The 23,653-nt window shown below is 59.4% G+C and carries 17 protein-coding genes; 6 read left to right on the top strand and 11 right to left on the bottom strand.

Annotation, left to right across the window (positions count from 1 at the left end):
- Positions 1–59: 59 nt before the first annotated feature.
- The 5 genes from FYK55_RS25015 to FYK55_RS24995 all read right to left on the bottom strand — a co-directional run bounded on the left by FYK55_RS25015 (position 60) and on the right by FYK55_RS24995 (position 8,202).
- On the bottom strand, positions 60–800 hold the full coding sequence (locus FYK55_RS25015) for an ankyrin repeat domain-containing protein (protein WP_150079370.1): 741 nt from the start codon (positions 798–800) through the stop codon (positions 60–62).
- Positions 801–841: 41 nt separating this feature from the next.
- Positions 842–3,826: a protein kinase domain-containing protein gene (locus FYK55_RS25010; protein WP_150079369.1), complete on the bottom strand. Its 2,985-nt coding sequence runs from the start codon at positions 3,824–3,826 to the stop codon at positions 842–844.
- Positions 3,827–3,992: 166 nt separating this feature from the next.
- Positions 3,993–4,748 (bottom strand): RNA polymerase sigma factor, encoded by a 756-nt coding sequence (locus FYK55_RS25005; RefSeq protein WP_150079368.1) that lies wholly within the window; start codon positions 4,746–4,748, stop codon positions 3,993–3,995.
- A 244-nt stretch (positions 4,749–4,992) separates the two neighbouring features.
- Positions 4,993–6,381, bottom strand: a complete 1,389-nt coding sequence (locus FYK55_RS25000) for an HD-GYP domain-containing protein (protein ID WP_161604736.1) — start codon at positions 6,379–6,381, stop codon at positions 4,993–4,995.
- Between the two features lie 219 nt (positions 6,382–6,600).
- Positions 6,601–8,202, bottom strand: a complete 1,602-nt coding sequence (locus FYK55_RS24995) for an arylsulfatase (RefSeq protein WP_150079366.1) — start codon at positions 8,200–8,202, stop codon at positions 6,601–6,603.
- A 511-nt stretch (positions 8,203–8,713) separates the two neighbouring features.
- Here FYK55_RS24995 and FYK55_RS24990 point away from each other — a divergent pair.
- A complete protein-coding gene (locus FYK55_RS24990) occupies positions 8,714–9,379 on the top strand; it encodes a sigma-70 family RNA polymerase sigma factor (protein ID WP_235908962.1) in 666 nt (221 codons plus the stop codon).
- Positions 9,379–11,724: a serine/threonine-protein kinase gene (locus FYK55_RS24985; protein WP_150079365.1), complete on the top strand. Its 2,346-nt coding sequence runs from the start codon at positions 9,379–9,381 to the stop codon at positions 11,722–11,724. The genes FYK55_RS24990 and FYK55_RS24985 overlap by 1 nt, the downstream gene beginning before the upstream one ends.
- 289 nt (positions 11,725–12,013) lie before the next feature.
- Here FYK55_RS24985 and FYK55_RS24980 read toward each other — a convergent pair whose 3' ends face one another.
- Complete coding sequence (locus FYK55_RS24980) at positions 12,014–13,792, bottom strand: CehA/McbA family metallohydrolase (RefSeq protein WP_161604735.1); 1,779 nt, start codon at positions 13,790–13,792, stop codon at positions 12,014–12,016.
- Positions 13,793–13,885: 93 nt separating this feature from the next.
- On the opposite strand from FYK55_RS24980, the gene FYK55_RS24975 reads away from it, so the two are divergent.
- Positions 13,886–14,338 (top strand): hypothetical protein, encoded by a 453-nt coding sequence (locus FYK55_RS24975; protein ID WP_150079363.1) that lies wholly within the window; start codon positions 13,886–13,888, stop codon positions 14,336–14,338.
- A gap of 6 nt (positions 14,339–14,344) precedes the next feature.
- Here FYK55_RS24975 and FYK55_RS24970 read toward each other — a convergent pair whose 3' ends face one another.
- The gene (locus tag FYK55_RS24970; protein WP_150079362.1) at positions 14,345–15,658 is read right to left on the bottom strand and encodes a Gfo/Idh/MocA family protein; all 1,314 of its coding nucleotides are present in this window, start codon (positions 15,656–15,658) and stop codon (positions 14,345–14,347) included.
- Between the two features lie 369 nt (positions 15,659–16,027).
- Between FYK55_RS24970 and FYK55_RS24965 the strand changes: the two genes are divergently transcribed.
- The 3 genes from FYK55_RS24965 (at position 16,028) to FYK55_RS24955 (ending at position 18,178) form a co-directional block, all read left to right on the top strand.
- Positions 16,028–16,660: a vWA domain-containing protein gene (locus tag FYK55_RS24965; protein ID WP_150079361.1), complete on the top strand. Its 633-nt coding sequence runs from the start codon at positions 16,028–16,030 to the stop codon at positions 16,658–16,660.
- Between the two features lie 253 nt (positions 16,661–16,913).
- Positions 16,914–17,693, top strand: a complete 780-nt coding sequence (locus FYK55_RS24960; protein WP_150079360.1) for a hypothetical protein — start codon at positions 16,914–16,916, stop codon at positions 17,691–17,693.
- 122 nt (positions 17,694–17,815) lie between these two features.
- Positions 17,816–18,178: a hypothetical protein gene (locus tag FYK55_RS24955; protein ID WP_150079359.1), complete on the top strand. Its 363-nt coding sequence runs from the start codon at positions 17,816–17,818 to the stop codon at positions 18,176–18,178.
- Between the two features lie 123 nt (positions 18,179–18,301).
- Here FYK55_RS24955 and FYK55_RS24950 read toward each other — a convergent pair whose 3' ends face one another.
- The 4 genes from FYK55_RS24950 to FYK55_RS24935 form a co-directional block, all read right to left on the bottom strand.
- Positions 18,302–19,669, bottom strand: coding sequence for a Y4yA family PLP-dependent enzyme (locus FYK55_RS24950; protein WP_150079358.1), 1,368 nt, complete (start codon positions 19,667–19,669; stop codon positions 18,302–18,304).
- Between the two features lie 94 nt (positions 19,670–19,763).
- Positions 19,764–21,416 carry an FAD/NAD(P)-binding protein gene (locus FYK55_RS24945; RefSeq protein WP_150079357.1) on the bottom strand — a complete coding sequence of 551 codons (1,653 nt, stop codon included), beginning with the start codon at positions 21,414–21,416 and terminating at the stop codon, positions 19,764–19,766.
- A complete protein-coding gene (gene sbnA, locus FYK55_RS24940; protein WP_150079356.1) occupies positions 21,413–22,495 on the bottom strand; it encodes a 2,3-diaminopropionate biosynthesis protein SbnA in 1,083 nt (360 codons plus the stop codon). The genes FYK55_RS24945 and sbnA overlap by 4 nt, the downstream gene beginning before the upstream one ends.
- Positions 22,496–23,148: 653 nt before the next feature.
- Positions 23,149–23,481, bottom strand: a complete 333-nt coding sequence (locus tag FYK55_RS24935; protein ID WP_150079355.1) for a hypothetical protein — start codon at positions 23,479–23,481, stop codon at positions 23,149–23,151.
- Positions 23,482–23,653: the final 172 nt, after the last annotated feature.

The following is a 23,653-nucleotide window of genomic DNA, read 5'->3' as shown; positions in this document are numbered from 1 at the left end:
AGTTCGAGGATGAGCAGCCACCGACGGACTGCATTCCCGGACGACACTTTCTGGTCAGATCACAGTGCGAAGGTTTCAATCCGACCATCGGCGAAAACCACCCTCACTCGGTTTCCGTGGTCGATGAACTGAAAATCGATCGGTCCGCTTTTGAGCGTTTTCTCCGCACCATCCGCGTCGACCAATGCCGGCAGACTCAACACGCAGCTTTCTTGCCCCGTGATGCGCCACGTGTGCCAGAGGTAGTAACGCCGATTCAGCGGTTGACCGTCATCAACGTGAAGCGGCCAATCACGTTGCGAAACCCGCCATCGTGACAGCGGTGTCGGCTTGCTGTGAAACAACGCGACCATCTCATCGCGTCCCTGCCGGACGGCATAATCCACCGCTGTCAGGCCGTACCCATCTGGCAACCGGAAATTGGCATGGTGACGCGCCAGAAACGACACGATGTCCCAATGTGACTCTCTGGCCGCATAGGTGATCGCGGTGAATCCATCCTTCTCCTGATAGTCGACGTAGGCACCGTGTTCCACATACAGTTGGACGGCGTTGAGGTTTCCCTGGTAGGCGGCGTCCAGCAGCGGTGTATGGCCGTAACCGCTTTCTCCGGCGCCCCGGTCAACGTCCGCGCCCAACCAGACCAGCCACGCGAACCGATGGCCGTGTCCCTTCGTGGCGGCACCGACCATCCGCTGGTCCAGCGAGGGTCCCGTCGCAAGCCGATAGCCCGCAAGAGCGAGTGCGGTGACAGCCGTGATGACCAAAAGATGTTTGATGCCAAAGGAAACGCGACGCATCGTCAGGCCCTCGCCCGACCTTCGAAAACGGGAATAGAAAATCAAGGAGTATCCGCCACCACACGGGTCCCAGCCACCCAATCGTGCACGGCCCGGCCGTCCGGACGCATCCACATCAGTCCCAATGAAGCGACAGTGACCAGCCCCTGCAAGACCAAAACCCCGGCAAGCAGAAATCGGTCCCAGGTCGTTCCCGGCACCTGCGCAATGACATAGTACAGAATCCGTGGCGCATAAAGTGACATGACCGGATAGGCCACCGCGAAGCGAATCAAAGACCGCCCGTAGCCGACGTTGCGACGTTTGCCGACCCTCACCCGCAACCCCAACAGTCGCTTGCCGGGAGTCGTGCCGCTGCGAGCGATCCCGACAACGTAGCTTCCGACAAAAGCCAAGTAGAGGAGGAGAATCGTGCCTCCCACCACCAGCGTTCCGTTGCGTGAGGATGCACCGAACCGTTGACCCAGCAGAAAGACACTGAAGATCACGCACGTAAACGCCAGGTATCCCGCCGCCCAGTTGCAAGTTTCCGCGGCGATCCGTTTCAGCGGACTGGTGGGCTGATCTGCATCCGGCGCGTATCGAACCAAGTCTCGAATCAATGCATCGTACGACGCGTATCGGTTCCCAGGGTCCTTTTCGATCATCTTCTCTAGGACGCTCGCCTGATCGATCGTTAGATCTTCCACCTGACCGAACAAGGAAGAAGGGCTTTCGGACATCTGCAGTGCAAGCATCTCCACCGCATTGGAGGCCTTGAAAGGTGCTTGGCCCGACAGCATGTGATAGAAGGTCATGCCCAGGGCGTAGATATCGGATCGACTGTCCACTTGCTTGCCCATCGCTTGTTCCGGAGCCATGTAGGCGGGCGTCCCGACGATCGTCCCCGCTTGCGTCACTTCGCTATCCAGATCGACCGGACGTGAAACGCCGAAATCGGTGACTTTCAGCTTTCCGTCATCGGTAACCATCAGATTGGCCGGTTTGACGTCCCGGTGAACGACACCGCTGTGATGCGCCGCACGAAGTCCTTCGGCGGCCTGCCGCACGTAGTCCCACGCGGTTTTGACGGGCAAACTTCCCTGTTGCTTGATCACCTGCTGCAAGTTTTTCCCACGCACGTATTCCATGGCGATGTACGGGCTGTGATCGGTCACGCCGTTTCCGAAGACCTTCGCCACTCCCGGGTGACTGACCTTCGCCGCCAACCGTGCTTCGCGTTCAAAGCGTTCCAAGAGCAACGGATGGGATCCCAAAGACTCGGAAAGCAACTTGATCGCCACGTCGCGATGGAGGATGCGGTCGTGCCCGCGAAAGACCTGGCCCATTCCGCCCGTTCCCAGCGGCTCAAACAGATCGTACTGGTCGATGCGTGCCACCGGTGATGCTTGTCGCTGCGCCCCGGTGGCCGCGAACGCCTCGCGGGGAACGTCTGCCGGAAGCTTGACCGTTTCCCCCCAAGTTACGCCCGCAGTCAGATCGTAGGATGTCCAGCGGGACGGAGTCCAATACGTAGGCAGGTACAAAACCATCGGCGGCAGAATCAGTGTCAGGATGGGCGTGATCAGCAACATGTAGACCCCGCCGTGTCCGGTCATGGCGATCAGCGGCGGCAGCATGGCGGGCACCACGATGGTCAACGCCACCAGCACCAGCTTCTGAAACGCGCGTCCGAAACGTCTCCACCAGGCTGCCGGCTCGCCGGAATGGCTCAACAGCCGCATCCCGAAAACGCGTCGAATTGGCGTCCAGCCCACGACCGTTTCGAACAGCATCCAGTAGCAGAAGGGCAGGACAAAGATCAGTGACACCAACACTTCAGACGTGTCGGCGGCACCTCCCGCCTGTTGCCGACGAACGATCGCCTGGATCAATGCGATCACCAGCACCAGCAAGAACGCCTCCAGGTAACCGGAAAAGAATCGCAACCGCGACGAACAGCGCTGGACGCTGAAATGCGAAAGGTCTTCCAGGTCGTGCACGACCGCATCAACGCTCCGGTAGACCGGCGACTGGCCGTCACGGTCTTGCCGGTAAGGGTTCGGGTCGCCGTCCGATGCTTGAGACCCGTGATGCGAGGACTCACGCGCCACACATCCCGCGATGACCCCGCAAAGGTCTTTCCGCAGGCCCGGGTTTGTGAGTTTGATCTGTCGACTGAGTCTGGCATGGTCCAGTTTCGCATCCAACTCCGCCGGAAGCCTGCCTGTCGTCATGAAACAGAAAGTGGCTCCCAGACGAAACAGGTCCTGGTGAATCGCGTTGTCGGAATCAACCTCGTCGCCCTGGTCAACCCGACCGCCCTCGGCCGGTGGTGCGGCGAAGCGATCGTCACTCGCCTCGGCGGCTCGTTCCAGCCCGACCAGCTTCACGACGCCCGAGCGATCCACCACGATCGCATCGGGCGCAATGCGGTGGTGGGCCAAACCGATCTGATGCATTGCCTGCAGCCCGCTTGCGGCGTCGCGCAGGGTCCGAATCAAACGCTCGTTGGGAAAGAACCCCTCTCGCGAACGCTCTTTTAGATTCCGGGGTCCGAATCCTGAAACCGGTTGCCCATCTACCCATTCCTCGGCCACATAGGCGGCGCCCTGATCCATCCCCGCTTCCAGAATGGTCGCGGTGTGGGGGTGATTCAGTTGTGAAAGCGTTTGGGCCCGACGCAGAAAGTTCTGCCGTGTCTCCGCGTCGGCCGATGCATCCAACACTCTCAGCAAGACAACCCGTTCCAGCCCCGAGTGAAAAGCCCGATAGATCGTCCCACCGGACCAATCGTGCACCGCCTGCAGATCGCGGTAAGCACGCATGCCGACGGGACGCCGCGTCGCCCGGACCGCTGATTCGGATCCGGAATCACCCGCCGACGGATGCTCTTCATTTCCCGGCAGCGTTTCCGCCAAGGAACCGATACTGAAATCAGTTCCGCTGGCCAGCCCCACTTCCAGCAAGCACTTTTGACAACTGTCATCGGCCTGGAACGGCAACGGAGTTCCGCAGCGTCGACAGCGTTTGTTGGGCGATTCCACGGGCTTTTCCTCTCAGATGGGTGTTCACCCCTGAGTTAAGCAGGAACGCGAATTCGTTACACCGATTCCGAAAAAAAAGTGGTCTGGCCTGATTCGGTCGACGCAAAGCACACGATTCGACCGCGATTCGGACTTGGATTTTGGTCCAAAACGCCCGGTGTTTGACTCAGGCGAACGCCTGAAACAGGCTGCGTATTTCATCCTCGACGTCTTCAGGGGACTGAACTGTTTGGGCAACTTCTTCACGCAGTACCTGCCGGTACCTGCGGCGCAGACGATGAACCGCCACACGAACCGCTCCGCCGCTGCACTGCAATTGCTCGGCAACCTCGGTCCGACTCCAACGATCATCGTCGCCAACAATGAACGGCTTCAAGCATCGAAACTGCTCTCCTTTCCCGGCGGCTTCGTACTCCGTCCCCAGTCGCTCGAACACGCGTTCCAACAGCGTCCGAACCCAGTTTTGCAGATACAAGTGGTCGGGGCGGAGCGAACGATCCCGTGTGGCGCGATAGTGCCGATCGGCAACTTCGAAATCCAACGACAGTGGACTGGTTCCGCCGCCACGCTTGAGCGCTGTCTGCCGGTCCCACTGGTTGGCCATCGAACGCTTCATTGCCGTCAACAGAAACGCACGGAACCGCCCCTTGTCCGGATCAACCGAACGCAGGAAATCTTTTTCCAACAGTTGCGCGAAGAATGTCTGCACCAGGTCTTCGGCACGGTGCGCATCCCCGACGCGGCAGCGGACGTAGGCATACAGGGGAAGCCAATAGGCCTGGCAAAGCTCCGCCAAAGCCTGCCGGGATTCCGCCGAGGATTCCTTCGCCGCAAGCAACACCGCGCTCCAGTGCGTTGTTTCAAATCCGCCGCCCGCCGACGTGGCGTCGGGCGCCGATCGCTCTGGCTGTTTCTCGGACATCAGGCCGGATGTTGACCTCAACAAGTTTCCGCGCGGCGCCACCACGCGCCAATTCCCGTTCGAATCGGTCGGGCACCTTCTTCGTTCTATCAGATTTGGCCCAGACGCAGTTCCATCCGACACCCGACTTGTCCGCCACGCAACCAACCGCTGGTGCGGTCGAGACTGCCCGCGAGCCATTGGCGCCGTTCCGGCCCGTTGGCGACTCTGGCAGCCGAAGATCGGGCGGAGCGGTCGAACCGGTTCACACCATGTCGACGTGCAAACGCAAGGCTTCATAGGCAATCGGACAAATCTTGGGCCCGGCCTCTTTGCCCATGATCTCGAAGACTTCGTCCAGTCCCATCTGGCGTTGGCGATAAGGCCGTTTCGCCGCCAACGCGTCGAAAATGTCCGCGACACACATGGCTTTGGCTTCACGTGACAGTTGAGCGTCGGAAAGACCCAGACTGTATCCGCTACCGTCAAGCTTTTCATGATGAGCGGCGGCCACGTCCGCAAAGTTGCGGAAACAGGGGACGATTCGAAGGATTCGACGGGTGTGATCCACATGCCGCCGCATCTGGCTGAACTCCGCCTCGCTCAACTTGCCGGGTTTGTCCAGAATTCGATTGGAGACACCGAGTTTTCCAATGTCGTGAAGCAGCGCGGCGCGGCGCCAAAACCGAGCGTGTTCGTCGCTGTAGCCAAACTGCTTCAGAATTCCCACGGTCGCTTCGGCGACTCCAAACGAATGTCGGCAAGTCCAGGGACTCTTCGCATCGATCACATCGGCAAAACCTTCCGCGATCGCATCCAAGCGATCTTCATCGACATACATCCGCTGTTCGGTCGGTTCAAACGCCGCGATGGCGGAACGGGCATCGCTTCGATCCAACTGGCTCCAGAAATCCTGATCCGATTGAAACGACCAAAGTGCCTGAACCAGTTCGGGGTCAAACCACGTACCGGAGCGTTGCTGCGCCACATCCAGAGCCGCCACCCGTCCGAAGGTCGTGAAATAAACTTCAACGGTCTGAGCCAGGCAAACGATGCGTCCGAGCAATGGGATTTGGTCACCCCGGAGGTTCGAAGGCTCTCCGCTGCCGTCAAAATGCTCATCCAACGCACGCACGGCTTCCGCGGTGGCCTGGGTGAACCCCAGCTTGGTCGCGATCTCTGCCCCCCGCGAACATCGCGTCTGGATCATGTCTTTTCCGGCGCCGGGCTGGGCGATCAGAGCGGCCAGCTTGGCAACGCGAATCACCGGTGAACGGTCCGTCGCAACGTTTCGCACCAGGTACCCGAACGCGTCCGCCTTGCGCGTCAAGTCTTGCAGTTTGAACGATTGCTTGATCTTGTGATCGTCCGCGTCAAACAGCGAACAAACTTTGGCCGCGTTGCTGCTGCAGCCGGCGTCTTTCAGCAGCGTGCCATAGAACAACGCCGAACGATCACTTGCCGATAATCCAATCTCCTGGGCGATCCGCATCGCGATCAAGCAACTTTTGGTCGAGTGGCCTTCGGGCTGGCCCTCGGTAATATCCAATGCGTACGACAGCGCCGCGATCACATCGGCAAGCGCCACGGTCGCGGCGAACGGACCGATCTCCGACTGGGCGTCGCGGTCGCAATAAGAAGTTGGAACGTTCACTCGCTGGGGCGGGTCAAGAGAAGTTCCGACGCACAGCCGCATCCGGCTCTGGACCGCGGGACCGCTTTGGGTCAAACGGCACAACCGTTGCGAGCGTCCTGACCCCAACATTCACAGGGCGTTCAGCGGCGTTGGAAGTGGATTGGAATGCCCCGTACGAGCCTAGCTCACAAAGCCATGCCCGCACACTTTCCACCGCTTGTTCTTTCCCGGTCCCAATTAGTTTGACTTGCCACCGGATGCCGATCCGGAGCTGGTATCCTTGCGAAAGCTGAGAGACTTTACTTTCTCTCCGACCGGCGCCAGGGCGCGTCCTTTCAGACGGTCGACGTTCTTGGCCCAATCGAACCAATCCTTGGCCATCGATTCGACTCGCTCCGGATGCGTCGCGGCAAGGTCATTCAATTCGGTGCGGTCCTGTTCCAAGTCATACAGTTCCCATCGCCCCAGTTTCGCGGAGACCAATTTCCAGTCTCCCTGTCGCAACGCGCGGTCGGTGCCGAAATGGAAATACAGTGAATCATGTGGTTCCCGTTGCTGGCCCTGGAAGATGGGAAGCAATGATTTTCCCTGCAGCGGATCGATCTTTCGATCGCCAATCTGCTCCGGATACTGCGCGTTGCCCACGTCGATGAACGTCGCCATCAGGTCAATCAGGTGGGCGGGTTGGTCCGTCAAGGATCCGGCTTTGGCGCCAAGCCCTTGCGGCCAATGCACAATCAGGGGAGACGAGATTCCACCCTCGTGCTGGTTTTGCTTGTACAGACGAAACGGCGTGTTTCCGACATGAGCCCAGCTGGCGTCGTAGGTCCAATACGATTTCGGATCCCAAGGTTTTAGGTACCGTCCCCGGGTGCGTTCGAAGGGACAGGCTCCGTTGTCCGAACAAAACAAGATCAGCGTGTTTTCGTAGACGTCCTTGCTCTTGAGAGCCTCAACCATTCGGCCGATATTCTGGTCCAGAACGTCGACCATCGCCGCAAAGACTTCCATCCGATCGGACTCCCATTGGCGTTCCTCTGCGGACAGACTTTCCCAAGCTGGGATGTGATCCGGCCGTGGGCTGAGCTTCCATTTCGCTGGCAACAACCCGGTCTCCAGTTGTCGCGCATGACGTTGGCGACGGAGCTCATCCCATCCGGCATCGTAACGGCCGTCGTACTTCCGCACTTCCTTCTCCGGCGCCTGCAAGGGATAGTGCGGTGCATTGAAAGCGGTGTAAAGCAAGAAGGGTTGATCGCGGCGAGTGGCTTCGTCCAGAAACTCCAGAGCAAAGTCCGTGATCGCGTGCGTCGTGTAGAACGGACGTCCGTTCAAGGTCTCCGGAACCTCCCACGGCTGGCCGTTCAACCGAAAGGTGTTGTCGCCGGTAAAGAAGTTGGTGGCTCCAGAGAGGTGCCCCCAATAGCGTTGGAACCCAAAATCCGTCGGCTGCTGATTCAAATGCCACTTGCCCGCCATCGCCGTGAAGTATCCGGCGTCCCCGAGCACCTCCGCGATGGTTGCGCCGCGACTGAGCTTCTCACCACCCGCCTGATCGCAATACAGGCCGGTCAACAGTGAAACCCGCGAAGAATGACACTTGGCGGTGTTGTAAAACTGTGTGAACCTCTGGCCCCGCGCGGCCAGCGCGTCCAGATTGGGTGTTTCGATCTCTGAGCCGTAGCACCCCAGATCCGCAAAGCCCAGGTCGTCCGCCATGATCAAAACGATGTTCGGTCGATCGGCAGCCGGCGCGGATGCCACGCCGGCCAACGCCACGGCCAAAGCCAATCCCGCAATAAAAATGGGTCGTGAACCGGTGAGCAAGCTGATGGGCATCTGAAGAACCTGGGGAAAGTCTGGCTGAAAAGCGGACGACTCCTGATGAGTCATACCGCGAACCATTAGAGATCGCACGGCATCCGATTTCAACGCGCCGCGTCGTTCAACACGCCTCGCGTCAGCCGGTTTCAGCCGTCCCGAGCCCGACCTTGATCTCCCCGTCCACAAGAACGAGTGGTCACGCTCGCCAGAGCGTGCAAGAAATCGCATCGCGACCGTCTGGCGACGGTGGCTACCTCGACTCAGGGGCTTTCCGCGACAGAGTGGCGATATTCAGCTGAATTAGCCAAAGCGTGGGTTCCGGACGTCTGGTTAGGCCGGCTTCGGGGTGTTGAGAATTGCCACTCGCTTGCCAGTGCCACCCCAAGCGCAACATCCATCGGAAGCAAGTTTTGCGAGAATGTCCCAAAGTCCAGCGATGACAAATCGATAAACTTGAAGGGGACGATGCTGCATCACCTGCATCTGTTGCTTCACCGAATCGCTCTCGCCTTTGACCAATCATCCGTTGAACGAATCCTTGCCCCACAGTTCCGCACCAAGCAGTTCCGTGCCGCACAGCGCCGATGAAGCCCCGTCGCCAACCGAACGCTTGATCACAGCGGCCCGCGGTGGAGACGGAGACGCACTCGGCGAGCTGCTGTCATGCTACCGAAAATACCTGGTCTTCCTGGCACGCTCAGGGCTCCATCATCACCTGCGAGGCAAAGCCGATCCGTCGGATTTGGCGCAGGAGGCATGCCTGGCGGCCCATGCGAACATTGCAGAGTTTCGCGGTGAGACCGCCGAGGAATTCGCAAGTTGGTTGCGTGGGATCCTGACCAACACGCTGGCGATGCACGTCCGCAAGTACCTTGGCACGCAGAAACGTGATCCCCGCTTGGAACAGCACTTGAACCAGAGCTTGGCCAGCGCGTCCGGCTTCTTGCAATCACGAATCGTCGGCGATGTGACTTCGCCCAGCCAACACTTTGCTCGCAACGAGGCCTTTCTTCGCTTGGCCGAGGCGTTGGAGACCTTAACGGACGATTATCGCCAGGTCATCGTGCTGCGACATGTGGAAGGGCTGCCTTTCGCCGAGGTGGCCCAAACGATGCAACGCAGCGTCCATAGCGTGGAAAAGTTGTGGGTGCGCGCCCTGGCAAAACTGAAATCGCAAATGGACGAAAGGTGATGTCCGACGAACAAGCGACCGGTGCGTTCCCGAGAGCGGCCGAATCGGAGCCGGACGACCAACGCGTCATCGATGCGACCAAGCGGTACATGCAGCTGCTCGATGCCGGCGGTGCCCCGCCGGTGGAAACCTATTTGGCCGAACACGCGGACATCGCTGCGTCCTTGCGTCCCGCGTTGCAAGGGCTGGCAATGGTCCACCGCGCCGGCGAACCGACCGGGCCTTCCGCAGTTTCCACCGACTCGGATTTCACGGCCAAACCGGTCGGCGATTTCCAAATCATTGGCGAATTGGGACGCGGCGGAATGGGCGTGGTTTACGAAGCGATTCAAATGTCGCTTGGCCGACGCGTTGCCCTCAAGGTGTTGCCGTTTGCCAGCGGTCTGGACGAAGTCCGATTGCAGCGGTTTCGCAACGAAGCCTTTGCCGCCGCGGCCCTCCACCACACCAACATTGTGCCGGTGTACGCCGTCGGAAGCGACCGTGGTGTGCACTACTATGCCATGCAGTTGATCGAGGGCCAGACGCTTGCGGATCTGATTGACAAATGCATCTCGGAACGGACCGACCGGATTCCGTCGGCAGTCGTGCGCACGGTCGATCCCGTCAGCAGCGTCGATCCCGCCAGCAAGCTCGACCCCGCACCTGCGGTGCGCCATCCAACGCTAGACAACACCGCAAACGTTGAAACCACGATCCGTTCGTCGGCCGATTCGGACCGATTGCGGTACTTTCAATCGATGGTGCGGATGGCCCTGCAAGCGGCGTGGGCGATCGACCACGCCCACCGATATGGGGTCGTTCACCGGGATATCAAACCGGGCAATTTGCTCTTGGACTCGGCCGGAAAGATTTGGGTCACCGACTTCGGACTCGCTCAGATCCAAGCCAACGATTCGCCGCTGACGCGGAGCGGCGATCCGATGGGGACGCTACGGTACATGAGTCCCGAACAGGCCGCCGGCAACCGCACGGCATTGGACCACCGAACGGACATTTATTCGCTCGGCGTGACGCTGTACGAATTGCTGACGTTGCGACCGGCAATCCAGGGAGACAACTATCGCGAAATGCTCAATCAGGTGGTTGAGGAAGAACCACCATCACCCAGATCCGTCGACCCCTTGGTGCCGATCGAGCTGGACACGATCATTCGCAAGGCCATTGCAAAAGCCCCAACCGATCGTTACTCCACCGCCGGCGAGCTGGCGGAGGATCTGCAGAGCTGGCTGGACGACCGACCGATCAAAGCGAAGCCGGCAACCCTGTGGGAACGGTTGGCAAAATGGCGTCGGCGCAACACCGGATTGGTTGCCGTCGCCAGCGGGATCCTGCTGCTATCGACGCTGGCGCTGTCGGTGACGACGTTGATCATCTGGCGAGAACAGCGGGCAACCGAAAGCGCTTTGACGCGTGAAAGGGAGCAACGCTTGCTGGCCGAACAGAGTTTTCGGCAGGCCCGCTCGGCAGTCGACACGTTCAGCCAATTGAGCGAAAGCGAATTGGCCTACCACCCGGATCTTCAGGACCTCCGCCGCAGCTTCCTGGAAACATCGCTCGAGTTCTATCGCGATTTTTTGGACCAACGTGCCGACGATCCTGACCTGGCGAGCGAATTGGCGGTCACATCCGACAGGGTCGCAAAGTTGGTCGATGAATTGCGAGTCCTGGACAACGTTTCGCAGCTGTTGCAATTGTCGGACCCGGCCGTGCGTCAAGAACTTTCGATCGAAGACGCATCGGCCGACCAGATCACGGACGCGATCGACGATTTCCAAAGCCGACGGCGGGCGATGGCCAATCAGTACGTCGGTGGTTTGGGGGACGAGAACGGTGAGATGACGAGCCTGCTGCGCGCATTCGACGCCTTGATCACCGAGCAGTTAAATCCAACGCAATTGACTCGGTTGCGTCAAATCGCCCGCCAACGACGATTGCCGTTCACGTTCAAGACGTCGGAAACGGTCGCGGCCTTGGGGCTGACCCGCGAGCAACGCGACGCCATCAGTCGCATCATCGAAGCAACGCGGCCAAACCGCGGAGGTCCTGACGACCGGCGTGGCCCGGACGATGGCCGTCAACCTCGCAGGCCTCGCGGTCCCGATGGTCCGCCCCGTCCCGGAAGGTTCGGTTTCGGACTGGACGGCCCCCCGCCCGAACGCTTTGATCGCGGTGGCCCGCCGGGCAGGTGGCTGGGGCCCGGTCCGCCCCCACGTAATGCATTCGATGACAGGCTACGCGAAGCCACCCTCCACACCGTGGGCGAAATTCTGAAAATCCTGACGCCCGAGCAGCGTCAGAAGTGGAACGAGCTTGTTGGAGAACCGTTCGAACCCCGCCCCTGAACGCGCACTTCGGATTGGTGGGAAAGACGCTCTCCTCACGCCGGCTCGGAAGACCCGTGAGGCGCCCACGCCACGCATGAGTGGTTCGATCGACTCGCAGCTGTGACCGTCGATCCTCCGCGGAGGGTCGTTCCGCCATCTTGGATTGATGGCGCTACCTCGTGCATCGCCCGACGCCCTCAACGACCGGACATCCGCTGAGGAGAGATCGAACTGGAACATTTGTGGTGGAACGTTGCGTCGACTGTAGGCGTCCGCCTCCCGCGTGGCCCCACCACGATCGCTGGACTCAATTCCGGGAAGGTTGTTCGATGCGGGCGCGTTGTGAGGCTCTCCAAGCCGAAAGGAATTCAAAGAATCCGGATTGCGTTTGCGGTGCGCCATCGTTGAGCGTCCGCTGGACGGAATCGTCAAGCAGGGAGCCTTGATTCGCCTGCCAAAGCCCCGCGGCCTGAATCGAAACGGCTTCGTCATAATCCCCCAGCGATTCCACCAGTTTTGCAAAGTCACCGTTCGCCTTGCTGACGAGGGATCGAGCGAGATCGAGGGCGCTGCTGAACACACCATCGCCGTCAACGTCCATTCGAATCGGTCCGGTGAATCCCAAATTTGTCGGCGTCCAATCCGACGAATCGGGCTGATAAGGCTGAGCCATCGGCCAGGACGGATGACGTGTTCCGGGACCCGTCGCGAGCACCGTCAAGAAGACGTCGTGACGGGGCCGCGGAATGCTCCAGGTGCCGGATCTCTGTTCGGAACTGTCCAGGGATTCTTCACGCAACAACACGCCGTTGGCGAACAATTGAATCCGCTGCGGCGTGACCCAGCTTGGGCAATCCACGCGGTAGTGCACGGCGAACTGCGGTGACTTGACGGTCACGGTTTCCCCCGGACCGGCCGTTCCACCCACCGTCGCTTCGACGAACAAGCCAGCGCTCACCGAGACCCTGCCTTCGCGAATGCTCTGAGAGGCTTGTAAAATATCCACGGCTCCCGGGTTCGAATCGTCACCTCGAACATAGGTTCGCCCCTGACCCACGATGTAACGATTCACATCATGCGAATCACTGCTGCCGACCGGCGTGATCTGCTGCCCATGGTTGACCAGTGTCATCCAATCATGGAACAGTTCCAGAGGATCCGTCTGCTGGGCTCCGGAATTCAGGGTTTCCATGGCATTAAAACGATAGACGCGTCCGTCCAGGTTCTCCCCCGTCGCTTCGTTGAAGTTCTCCGGTCCAAACGGTCGGTACCCGCGATGAACATCGCGGGCGTGATTCAGAATCACCACGCGCACGTCAGGCGTCGCCAGGATGGCCGGAACCAACACGTTCCAGTCGTTTTCAAAGTGATCGGGTTCGGGCGCGTCGACCGCGAACGGAAACGCGTTGAAGTGTCCGAAACTGGTGGTCACCTCATTGCCAATCACCGGCGTGAAATACGAATCGACACCCAAGCGACGGGCGACTGGCCGATAGTCAATCTGCATGTTGTGGTCGGTGGCGACAGCGAGCTCGATTCCTTCACCGGCGATCGTGATCATCCGTTCGTCGATCGTGGCGTCGCCGTGGCCGGAATGGGTGACGGTGTGAATGTGCGTGTCACATGCAACCCAACCGGCGGTATCGACCTCACGTCGAAGACGCAACGGTTGATCCACCCGATCGGTTGACGCCAATGCGACGGACGCCTCCGCGCGGCTGTACTCGAATCCTCTTCCGGCGAACACCTTGTAACGTCCCGGCGGCAACTTCAAAGTTGCCTTTCCGTCGGACGTATACACGACACCGGTGCGAACCGCGATCTGGGGGCGGCGTTCCGTGCCCACGGGGACCAGGCAGCCGTCGGAGTCAACGATGGTCAAACGGCATGGCAACGGCCCGCCTTCTTCGGAATCCGTCACATCAATTTCGATTGTCCCTTGATTCAGCCACTCATCCGGTGCGGCGTGAATGATTCGGACCGGGCCGACCGTGATGTCATCCGATCCGTTTTCGCGACTTTCAATGCTCAGCTCGTTGTCACCGTCGATCAGTGTTCCTTGGGGAATCTCCCAGTGGGACAGCATGTCATTTTCATCACGCTGTAAGCTTCCGATCTCATTTCCATTCAAGATCACCCTCCAATCCAAACGCACATCCGCCTGGCGGATCACCAGGGTGTGAGCGCTCTGATTCTTTCTGGCTGGAAAGGTCCACTTTTGTTGCGAGCCTTCATTCTGCACCGGAAACCGGCTCCACTCCCTGGACGCGCCGCTGCGAAGGTGGTGCTGTCTCGAGTCAACGACCGTTTCACTGCTGTCAGCGCGAGCCAAATTTGGGACGAGAAGCGTGAAGAACACGGCAGTCAACAACAAGAAGCGCAACATGGTTCAGATACAAAAAAGGCGGGAATGAATGGCAAGAAACAGGGGATGAGAGCTTCGTCCGCGGCAGGCTTGCGTCCCCAAGAAACGCTCACCAGAGCGTGGAATTGCATCGTTACGCGCTATCCGGAGAACGCAGCGAACGTCGACCTTGTGGTTGATGCGGCTTCCGCTTGGCAAGCACGTCCGGCGACGTCGGTGGCGTTCGGGACAGGAGCCATGGCGGCGTCCGGGCCGGAACGCCTCTGACGCTTATCAAACAAATGGAGTGACACCGGGGACCGCGACCTCCGCCGGAGGCGGTGCCGCATCCCAGTCGTATGATTCGGGCGACAAATCCAGCACCGATCCCATGGCTTGATCCCAAGTGAGCGTCTGTCCCGTGTAGGCGGTCATCCGTGCCAGCAAGCCCAACATCGTGCTCGACGCCATGTAGCCGCCGTTGTTGATGATGCGTCCCTGGCGAAGCGCCGCAAAGAAGGCGTCATGCTCCAACTGATGGCTGTCGGTTTCATCATCAGCCTCCGGCGACCAAGGATTCTCGCCGGTGATTCCGAAGCCTTTGCGCGACAGCGTGGCCGATCCCTTGGTGCCGACCACCGCCAGGTGGCTTTCGTTGCTGCAGCCCCGCTGGTGACGGGTCGTCATGAACGCCCGGACGTCGTCACCGAACTCAAACACGCTGCTGAAATGATCGTAGATGTGACCGTACTGTTCGCCGGTCCGGGCCTGGCGGCCACCGGTTGAATAGCAACGCTGGGGCGTCTGTCCCTGCAAGGCCCAGGAAACCTGGTCATATTGATGAACGAACTGCTCGACATTGAAATCGCCGGAAAGCCATGTGAAGTAATACCAGTTCCGCATCTGGTATTGCATCTCCGTCATCTTCGGCTCGCGCGGTCGCACCCAGACTCCGCCGGCATAGCGCACCGCGTGCAACGTCTGGATCTTTCCGATCGCTCCGTTATGGATTCGGTCCATCAGCTCCTGCATCCGAAACGAGTAACGTGAATTGAGTCCGGAGACGATGGCGAGCCCCTTTTCCTTCGCGATCTCAGTCGACTCCAGCACCGATCGAATTCCGGGCACGTCGACCGCAACCGGTTTCTCGGCAAAGACATGTTTGCCGGCCTCCAGGGCGGCGCGCAGGTGCATCGGCCGGAAATGCGGTGGCGTGCACAGAAGTACGACATCGACGTCCGAATCCAACAGCCGTCGGTAACCCTCAAAACCCTCGAAGCGATGATCGACGTCAACCGACAACTGCTTTGAGACGTCCTCTTGCCGCGCCAGCGATTGCAGGCAAACCGACATGGGATCGGCAAACGCGTCGGCAACCGCCGTCAATCGGGTGTTAGCATCAGCGGTCAACGCCTGACGTACGGCGCCGGTACCGCGACCACCGCAACCGACCAGCCCCAGCCGAATCGTCTCGTCGCCCGCCGCGTGCACGGGTGGTGCAAAGGTGACGGTCGACGCCGCCGATCCGGCTCCAATGATCGCTCCCGATGTCTTCAAAAACTCTCGTCGCGAATCATCGGAACGGGCGTTCTCTTCAATTGGCTTCACGGTTTTCACCTGCAAGAAACGAGCATGAAACGACCCCGAAATGCTGCAACCATCCTAACTGGTCTCCCAAGGTGTCGCTTCCTCTCCGTCAGCCGTTCGGCGAATCCCGCACCGCTCCGATTCGCCGGCTCACACCCGGGCCGGGCGGTGCTGATCCCCGGAGCCGCATCCGTGAAGCAACGTTGCGAACCCGTCGATCCTGATTTGCCTCTGAGAGGGGAGCAGCGGTATTCTGGCTGTTGCTTTTTCTCTCCTTTTCTCAGTCACCAATGTATCGGAACCTTCGATAACCGGCGCCGCTGTCCGAAGAGCCTGTCCGACGAGGTCGGTGCCTTCGTCTTGCCGAAGGTTCTCCACGGGAGCTCTGTCATGCAAACTGACTTTACGGACATTACCCTGGTCATTGACCGCAGCGGTTCGATGGCATCCATGAAAAAGGATGCCGAAGGCGGGATCAACTCCTTCATCGCCAGCCAAGCCGCGGAACCAGGAAGGGCGGTGTTGACGCTGGTTCAGTTCGACACGGACTACGAATTCGTTCACAGCGGCGTTCCCATCGGGGACGTCCCCCCTTACGAATTGCATCCGCGAGGCTGCACCGCGCTGCTGGACGCCGTCGGTCGGGCTATCAATGAAACCGGTGAAAGGCTCGCCAAGATGCAGGAGGCCGATCGTCCCGGCCTGGTCATCTTCGTCGTCATGACCGACGGACTTGAAAATTCAAGCCACGAATTCAGCAAGCAGCAAATCAAAAAGATGATTGAGCACCAGCAGGACATCTACAGTTGGCACTTCACCTTCCTGGGAGCGAATCAAGACGCCTTCGCCGAGGCGGGTGGAGTCGGCATCCACGCCTCCGGGACGGCGAACTTCGATGGCCAACGAGTCCTGCATGCGATGGTGGCGACCGGCGCCAAGGTCAAACGGATGCGAGGCCAGGCTCTTGAAGGGCTCAACGTCGACAACGCCTTCACGGACGAAGAACGACGCCAGATGAAATGATCACCAACGGCCAAAAGCGGATGGCCTTGCTTGACTCCTGTCGCGAAGCGGCGACAGCAATCCGCTTCAGCGATAGGTGAGAAGATTCTCCCTCGCTTGGAAAGAAGGGTGAAATACAGCTGCACGAACTCCAAGCGGGAGGGTGAAGGCCCGACACCGGACATGGAGATGGTTTCCGTTTACGATATGGCTTCAGCTCGTGCGCTGCATCAAACCGGCACGGACGCCATCACCATTCCCCGGTGAGAAAAGAATGATCCAACTGGAAACTGCTCATTTCTCCAACCTGATCGGCGCCGTGCAGCGGACCGCCAGCTTGACCGGCGGCGCCGTGCGGGGACTTCCCAACGATGTCGTCGTCGACGGCCTTCCGGGCGTGCAATCTTTTCCGTCGTCAATCGCAGATGCTCAGAAGGAGTTTGAACTGGGGCGGCCGGGAGCAGCGTTGGAACGGATTCGGCAATTGGAAACCAGTTTCAGCTCCATCGTCAGCCGCTGGAATTCGACCGTTTCGTCAATCATTTCGGGAGCCAAGCAGGGCCGCCAAGCGGTTCCCGCTGCGAAACTCAATGAAGTGCGTAACGCCCAGACCCGGATGCAGACACTGGTCGGTCCGGCGACCAAAGCCTTCCGCGATCTGCTTACCGCGCTGGAACATGAAATCACGATGGAAGGTCGCCGACGCCTGGACGCCGGCGAAGAATCGTCACCGGAAACGGCGGCCACCGCCAGCGACCATGCTGTGCCAGATCTGCCCGAACCATTTTCGGACAACTACCAGGTCGGGCCGCAACTTCGATTGCAACGCGGCGAAGACAAGAAGATTCGCGTCACACCGCCGTTCCAACCGGGCAGTTTCTACCTGCTGATTGGCGTCGACGGTGACCGCGTCGTCCGAATCGAAAAGCTGCAAAAGGCCTCGCTCGCCGTCTACGACTTTGCTCTTGGTGATCACACCGTGATCGACGAGAAGCCTCTGATCGAGCAGCTCAAACGCGGCATCTGGTCCGTCGCCAAAACGGAACAGTCCTAGCCGCGAAGCGTCCAATCCAGATTCTCGCCAACCCGGGCTTGCGGCACCATTGCCACGCTCCGATCCGCGTCGCTACCATCAACCCGCTTCGTCCAGTTTGTGACGTTCTTCCTCCCTGTTCGATGCGTCTCGATCGACGCCTGGAGTTGGCAATGCTGCTTGCGGTGCTCGAATTCATGGATTATTTGGTCATCGGGGTTTTGATCGTCGTTCTGGCGAGCGGAACGACCATCGCGTCCCGACGTTCCGCATCGAACGCGGCCGCCGGCGAACGCTTGCGTCGAATCGAAGACAAGCTCAATCTGCTCCTCGACCACAGCGGGATCACCTACGTCCCGCGACAAAAGGAACGATGGCAACGTCTTGCGGAATCGAACGACAAAGCGAACGCTGCCAAAGAGTACAGCGAAGCCCACTCGGTCTCTTTGGAAGAAGCGCAGGATGTCATCGACCAATACATCGCAGACATCACCCGCACCGGTTGAAGCTGCTTGACCGCACCTCGGTTGCCCGTCGCCACGCCTAAACCTGATTGAATCAAAAGACAGGACGGCGTTAAACGGACACGCCGCCTGCCCCCGCTAACTTAAATCTCGCTTTCATGTGAATTAGATAACGATTGCCTGATCAATGTCGTCCCGACGCAAGCAGTCCGCAGGGTCAGTCGGCATGACCAGATTCGATGCCAGCGGAAACTGGTGGGAGCGGCTTTCCAGAAAGTGCATCAAATATCCGGCGGTGTTGGGAAACACCACCGCATCGCCGACCCGAACGCCACAAGGGAACCGAAACCTCCGCCAGGACAACAACTCGGACTCCATGCAGTAAGCACCCACCAAATAGCCTTCGATCGACTCGAATTGCTCAGCTGATGCCGGAACCAGAATCGGGTCGACCAAGAAGTCATCGCTGGTCGTCCGGCATTGGGTCCGGTTCATTGAAAGCCCGATCAACCAGCGGCCCTGTGTATCACGTTTCCGATACTCGACGCGAGCGATCGTCATCCCACAACCGTCCAGCAAGCTCCGACCCGGCTCGCAACGCAGTTGAAGACGTTCCCGATTCAATCGCTGGGCGACCGTTGAACCGCCGATGGGTGCGTCAAGTACCGTGGCCAGCCAAGACGACCGTGTCTGGGACTGAAAATAGGGGTAAGAAGCTGGCGAGCCAACCACCCGGCCGTCGACGACTTGCCGACCAAGCTTGTGCCGCTGAAAGGTGATTTCGCCTCGATGATGAAGGAGGCTCTCCGCATGAGCCTTCCAAAACTCCGTCCATTGATTCTCACTTTCCAGATAGCAGACCGGCAATCCGCCGCCCATGTCGATAAATGCCGGCAAATGTCCCGCCTGACGCAGTTTTTCGATCCAATCCAGACTCGAGTCGATGGCGCTGACCCGCTGATGGGGATCGTACCCGTCCAAATGAAAGTGGATGCCCGCGACGTGCGCCCAACTCGGATCCAACGCCTGGATGACGGCGACATCTCGTTCGCAATCAAAGCCAAAACGTGAATACAGCGTTTGATCTGCATGTTTGAAGCCGCTCAGCCTCAAGGCAACGATTGCCTGCTTCCCCATTTCCGCCGCGACCGACCGAACTCGCTCCAATTCGTCATGATTATCGATCGCAAGGCAGATCGATTCGTCGACGCAGCGACCGACCAAAGACTTAGACTTCACGGCCGCCGTACAGATGCAATGGGTCGCCGGGGTTCCACGGTCCAGCGTTTGTTGAACTTCGATTTCGCTCGCCGTATCGACACCGATTCCGAGCCGGTTGGCGGCATCGACAAAAGCCAAGCATTTGTTGGCTTTCCGAGCGAAAAAAATCTGAAGGTCGACCTCACGCGTCCGGGCGATCGCGCGAAGCTCTTCAACGTTCGGGTTCATGGCGTCCGGCGAAATCAGATTCACCGGGGAACCATATTCGTCGAAGGTGGCGGTCAGATCGAGATCCGCGAGGGCGGATTTCATCCATCCAGCCATTCGGCCGCGCAACGGCGGTGTGCCCTGGCAAAAATGCTCGAACGTTGGGGATGGAAACGATTTCCGTGGCTGCGTGGCGGGTCTAAACGATGTCGGCATGCAATCTGGATAAAACGGTTTGGGCCCAGTTTTCGATTTGGTCGTGCAGTGTACGCGACAGCGTGTCGTTACCCACGATCCACCCCTCGGTCGCGCGTCCGAAGACGGCGAGGCCCCGGGGGGCATCGAGCGGTGAACCGTCGCGTTCGACCCGCACGCCGCCGGTTTCCGCATCCTGACACACATAGCCCTGATCCATCAGCGATCGGATCGGACCGGAGATGCCGGCTTCCGTTGGCCCCGCCAGGACTGCGTCGACGTACTCGCCTGCATCATCGAGTTGGGCTTCTTCTGCGCGTTGAACAATTCGCAGTTTCATCAGCCGGACCAACTTGGCGACGCTCTCAGCGGGTGGGCCGAATGCAATCTTCTCCATTTCCATCGAAACACGCTGAAAGGACCGGAACTGCCCGACACCGAGGCCGCCAAAACTGACGACCTCCACCATCTGCGGGTACAGGCGTCGCCATGCCTCACCCAACGCGTACGCTTCATCAATCGGTCGCGTTCCGTGTGCAACGCACACCGATTGAAACAGGTGCCGTCGGGCTGTGGCGGAATCCATTCGGTAGCGTGACCAGCCCCGGTACCATTGATCGACCTCTCTGACCGTTCGAGGGATCCCGCGGTGCACCAGCATCCCGGCGGCGGCATTCACAATGATTGGCCAAATCTGCCGGTGAAAGTGGATCCTGCCTCGCTGATCAAGCAGATTTGAGAATTCTGCTTGATAACGTCGATAAAAGGTCTCATCAACCGCGGCGACCTTGCGTGTGGGCTTCGCCAGCATCGGACGTCCCGATCGGCTGTGCACTCGGATGCATCGAGGCTCCAGCTGGCTTGGAAAATAATTCGGCAGCAAGCCTTGGCCTGCGAACCGTCCGCCGCGGCCTTCGGTCAGACTCAGGATCGCATCGATCGCGGTCAGTCCGAATCCGCGAATGACCACCGTGCCGCCGGGGACGATCTGATCGCGACACAAATTGCTTTCGACCGGATAAACGAATCGTCCACGGCGATTGGTTTTGCCGTCGCCTTGGGTGGGCGACAGCCGGCAACTTGGCCGCAAGCCTTCGTGTCCGGTGGCGACGACGACCTCGTCGAAAGCACGCCAGGAAGCGGCCGTCTTGACTTCCCAAACCCCGCCGACGTTTCGGATCTGATCAACTTTCTCCCGGTGGTGCCGCACGATCGCCATCGATTGAAGTTGTCGGCGGACACGCTGATAGGCGTCGTGGAGGTATTGCCCGACAATTGCCCGAGGAACGTAGGCGTCGGGATCGGAATGACGCGGAAAATGAACTTTCAACCACTCAATCAATGAAGGCCTTTCAGAGTCAGGAAGCCCGGTACCGCGAGTTCGCCCCCAAGCATCAATGTTCCCCGCGGAAAAGTTCATCTTCAACGCCTCGGGTTGATCCGGGGCGTAGACCGCACCGGCACCCGGAAAAGCCGTCGGTTCGAAGATGGTGATCTGCAGCCTTGCCAGATCGCCTGGACTCAATCGCCGAGAGAGTGATTCAAGACAGTGAAGTCCGCGGGGGCCACATCCGATGATCGCAAGCCGCAACGATCGACGAGGTAACACTGCCGGAGCGTCCAAGAAGTTCGCGCCGAGATTGGGTGCCACACTCATGGCAGGACCTCATCAATGCAGAAAGATTCTGCGTCCTCAACCAGCCCGTGCAGTTGCTTTCTGGAAACACCGAGTGTCAATTCCACCCAGGCATCATCGAAGATTGTCTGCAAGTATCGAGTCCCCGAATCGTGCAGGATTGCCACGCATCGTTTTCCCGCAAGTTCTTTCCGCAGTTTCAGGATTGACGCCAAGACTCCGCCCGCGGACCCGCCGACCAACATTGCTTCTCGACGGGCCGCCAGTCGGCACCCGATGACGCATTGCAAATCGGTCACCTTCATGACCCGATCGAAAGACTGTCCACACGCGAGTGGCGGCTCCTCACCCGCGCCCAGTCCGGGGATCATTCGCGGGCCCGGCGATCCGTCAAAGAGAATGCTGTTTACCGAATCAACGGCCACCACCTCGACATCTCTGCCGCGATCACGCAGGTAATCACGACAGCCTCGTGCGGTTCCGGTACTGCTGGTGGCGACGAACAGCACGTCAAATTGCCCGTCGAGCGCCCCATCGATTTCCGCGATCGTTCCCCGGTAATGCGCCAACGGATTGCTGCCGCTTGCGTACTGATTCGGCCAGAATGCGTTGGGAAGCGTGCGACTGAGGTGCCGAACTCTCTGGAGCCTTGCCGTCAGAAAGGTCCCTCCGCTCGGCCGTCGGACGACATCGATCTCGCCACCGAGCGCCCGGATAATCGCGAGGTTCTCCGGTTGGGCGCGGGGGTCGACGACACAGATGAAACGCAAACCGTGGTAGGCGCAGGCTTGGGCAAGCCCGATCCCCATGTTGCCGGACGACGATTCAACCACCGTCGTGCGTGCGTCGATAATACCATCGGTGATCGCTTGCTGCAGCATCAACTTTGCGGGACGGTCTTTCGCGCTCCCGCCGGGATTCAACGCTTCAACCTTGACGTTCAACTCGATATCTGCGCGGTCCAAAAACCGGCTCAGTCGAACCAGCGGCGTGGAGCCCACCGCGTCCAGAATGCCATCACAGACTCGATCGCGGCCGGCGGGCAAAGCGGTCGCACCGACCGCAGCATGACAATCCAAGGCTGTCGTATTCAGTAACATTCGGTTGAAGTTCGCAACAGGGATGCCGCTCCGAAGAAGTCGGAACGACGTCGCAAATGAACCCGACGTGGTCGGCACTGCTCTCTGCAAGGTGGGCCACATGCATCACCGGCGGCAGTGTCGCGTTGTCAGGCAACCCGCGTGCCCAAACAGACGGGCGATGGGCGTGGAACTGAGCAACGGATCGGAAACTCACCGAAAAGACCGCTCTTCAGACAGCATCCCGGCGTTCAATCCATTTCGTCCAACGCATGCGACGACCAGATCATGGCCGCTGCGCGTTCGCTGGGATGGCCAACTTCCGGCCAAAGCGGATTCTGGCCGAGATGCAAACGACGGACCAGGAAACCGGAAAGAAGCGTCCAGCCAAAGAGCGCGGAGGGACTCCCGGACTGGGGGCCCGAAAAGATAGTCGCCTTTCACTCCGTGAAAGCTGCGATCAATTTCGCTGCGATTGCGGAGCACAAGGCGACAGTGAAGAATGATGGACTGTCAGGCGGATCGGCTGGTCAGCGCGACCTTCAATCAGAATGACGTGACTTGCAGCACGATGAGGGGCAAGACGCACGCGTAGGAAGGCATTGCCGGGACTACGAGGGATCAATCCCTTCAAAGTCCTCGAATCGGCTTGCGCCCGTTGCTAGCTGCTTCGTTTAGAAAAGTAATTGGGTGACGGTGTTGCCGATAAACGAAACCGCAAGAGCGGCGAAGAACCACCCAACACCCTGCCTCGTCAATCCGGTCCAAAGTCGGTGTGTCGAGAGACCAAGCAGTATGTTTGTCGCAAGAACGACCGCCGAATAAATGGCGTGAAGTCCATTGCCGTAGGCTTTCGGAGCAAAAAACTGCGTGGCCATGTAGACGCCAAAGCAAACGTTGATCGCGAAAATAAACGCGACAAGATACTTCGCGGCACCTACGCCCCGCTCATTTGACTCCACACGTGAAACGGAATCCGTTGACTTGGAAACAGAAGCATCGGACATGGCGGAAGCATTCCTTAGAAAGCGGTGTCACGAACCACATGGTTCGCTGCATCTACGATTCAAACGACAGGTTCTTGGGCACGCTGGAAAGCGATGCGGGAATCTTGACCTTGTGCTCTGTCGGAATCATCGCGTCACTCGTTGTTTCGGTCTCATTCGACACAACGCCTAA

Source organism: Roseiconus nitratireducens (assembly GCF_008629675.1).
GTDB classification, from domain to species: Bacteria; Planctomycetota; Planctomycetia; order Pirellulales; family Pirellulaceae; genus Stieleria; species Stieleria nitratireducens.
The sequence above is the reverse complement of the archived record's forward strand: the minus strand, read 5'-3'. Positions and strand labels throughout refer to the sequence as shown.

Excerpts from the sequence above, each read along its gene's own strand:
- FYK55_RS24955 (WP_150079359.1), top strand. The coding sequence starts at position 17,816 with ATGCGTCTCGATCGACGCCTGGAGTTGGCAATGCTGCTTGCGGTGCTC.
- FYK55_RS24980 (WP_161604735.1), bottom strand. The coding sequence starts at position 13,792 with ATGCTGTCCCACTGGGAGATTCCCCAAGGAACACTGATCGACGGTGAC.
- FYK55_RS24985 (WP_150079365.1), top strand. The coding sequence starts at position 9,379 with ATGTCCGACGAACAAGCGACCGGTGCGTTCCCGAGAGCGGCCGAATCG.
- FYK55_RS24950 (WP_150079358.1), bottom strand. The coding sequence starts at position 19,669 with ATGAAATCCGCCCTCGCGGATCTCGATCTGACCGCCACCTTCGACGAA.
- FYK55_RS24995 (WP_150079366.1), bottom strand. The coding sequence starts at position 8,202 with ATGCCCATCAGCTTGCTCACCGGTTCACGACCCATTTTTATTGCGGGA.
- FYK55_RS25005 (WP_150079368.1), bottom strand. The coding sequence starts at position 4,748 with ATGTCCGAGAAACAGCCAGAGCGATCGGCGCCCGACGCCACGTCGGCG.
- FYK55_RS25015 (WP_150079370.1), bottom strand. The coding sequence starts at position 800 with ATGCGTCGCGTTTCCTTTGGCATCAAACATCTTTTGGTCATCACGGCT.
- FYK55_RS24945 (WP_150079357.1), bottom strand. The coding sequence starts at position 21,416 with ATGAGTGTGGCACCCAATCTCGGCGCGAACTTCTTGGACGCTCCGGCA.
- FYK55_RS24960 (WP_150079360.1), top strand. The coding sequence starts at position 16,914 with ATGATCCAACTGGAAACTGCTCATTTCTCCAACCTGATCGGCGCCGTG.
- FYK55_RS24965 (WP_150079361.1), top strand. The coding sequence starts at position 16,028 with ATGCAAACTGACTTTACGGACATTACCCTGGTCATTGACCGCAGCGGT.
- sbnA (WP_150079356.1), bottom strand. The coding sequence starts at position 22,495 with ATGTTACTGAATACGACAGCCTTGGATTGTCATGCTGCGGTCGGTGCG.
- FYK55_RS24935 (WP_150079355.1), bottom strand. The coding sequence starts at position 23,481 with ATGTCCGATGCTTCTGTTTCCAAGTCAACGGATTCCGTTTCACGTGTG.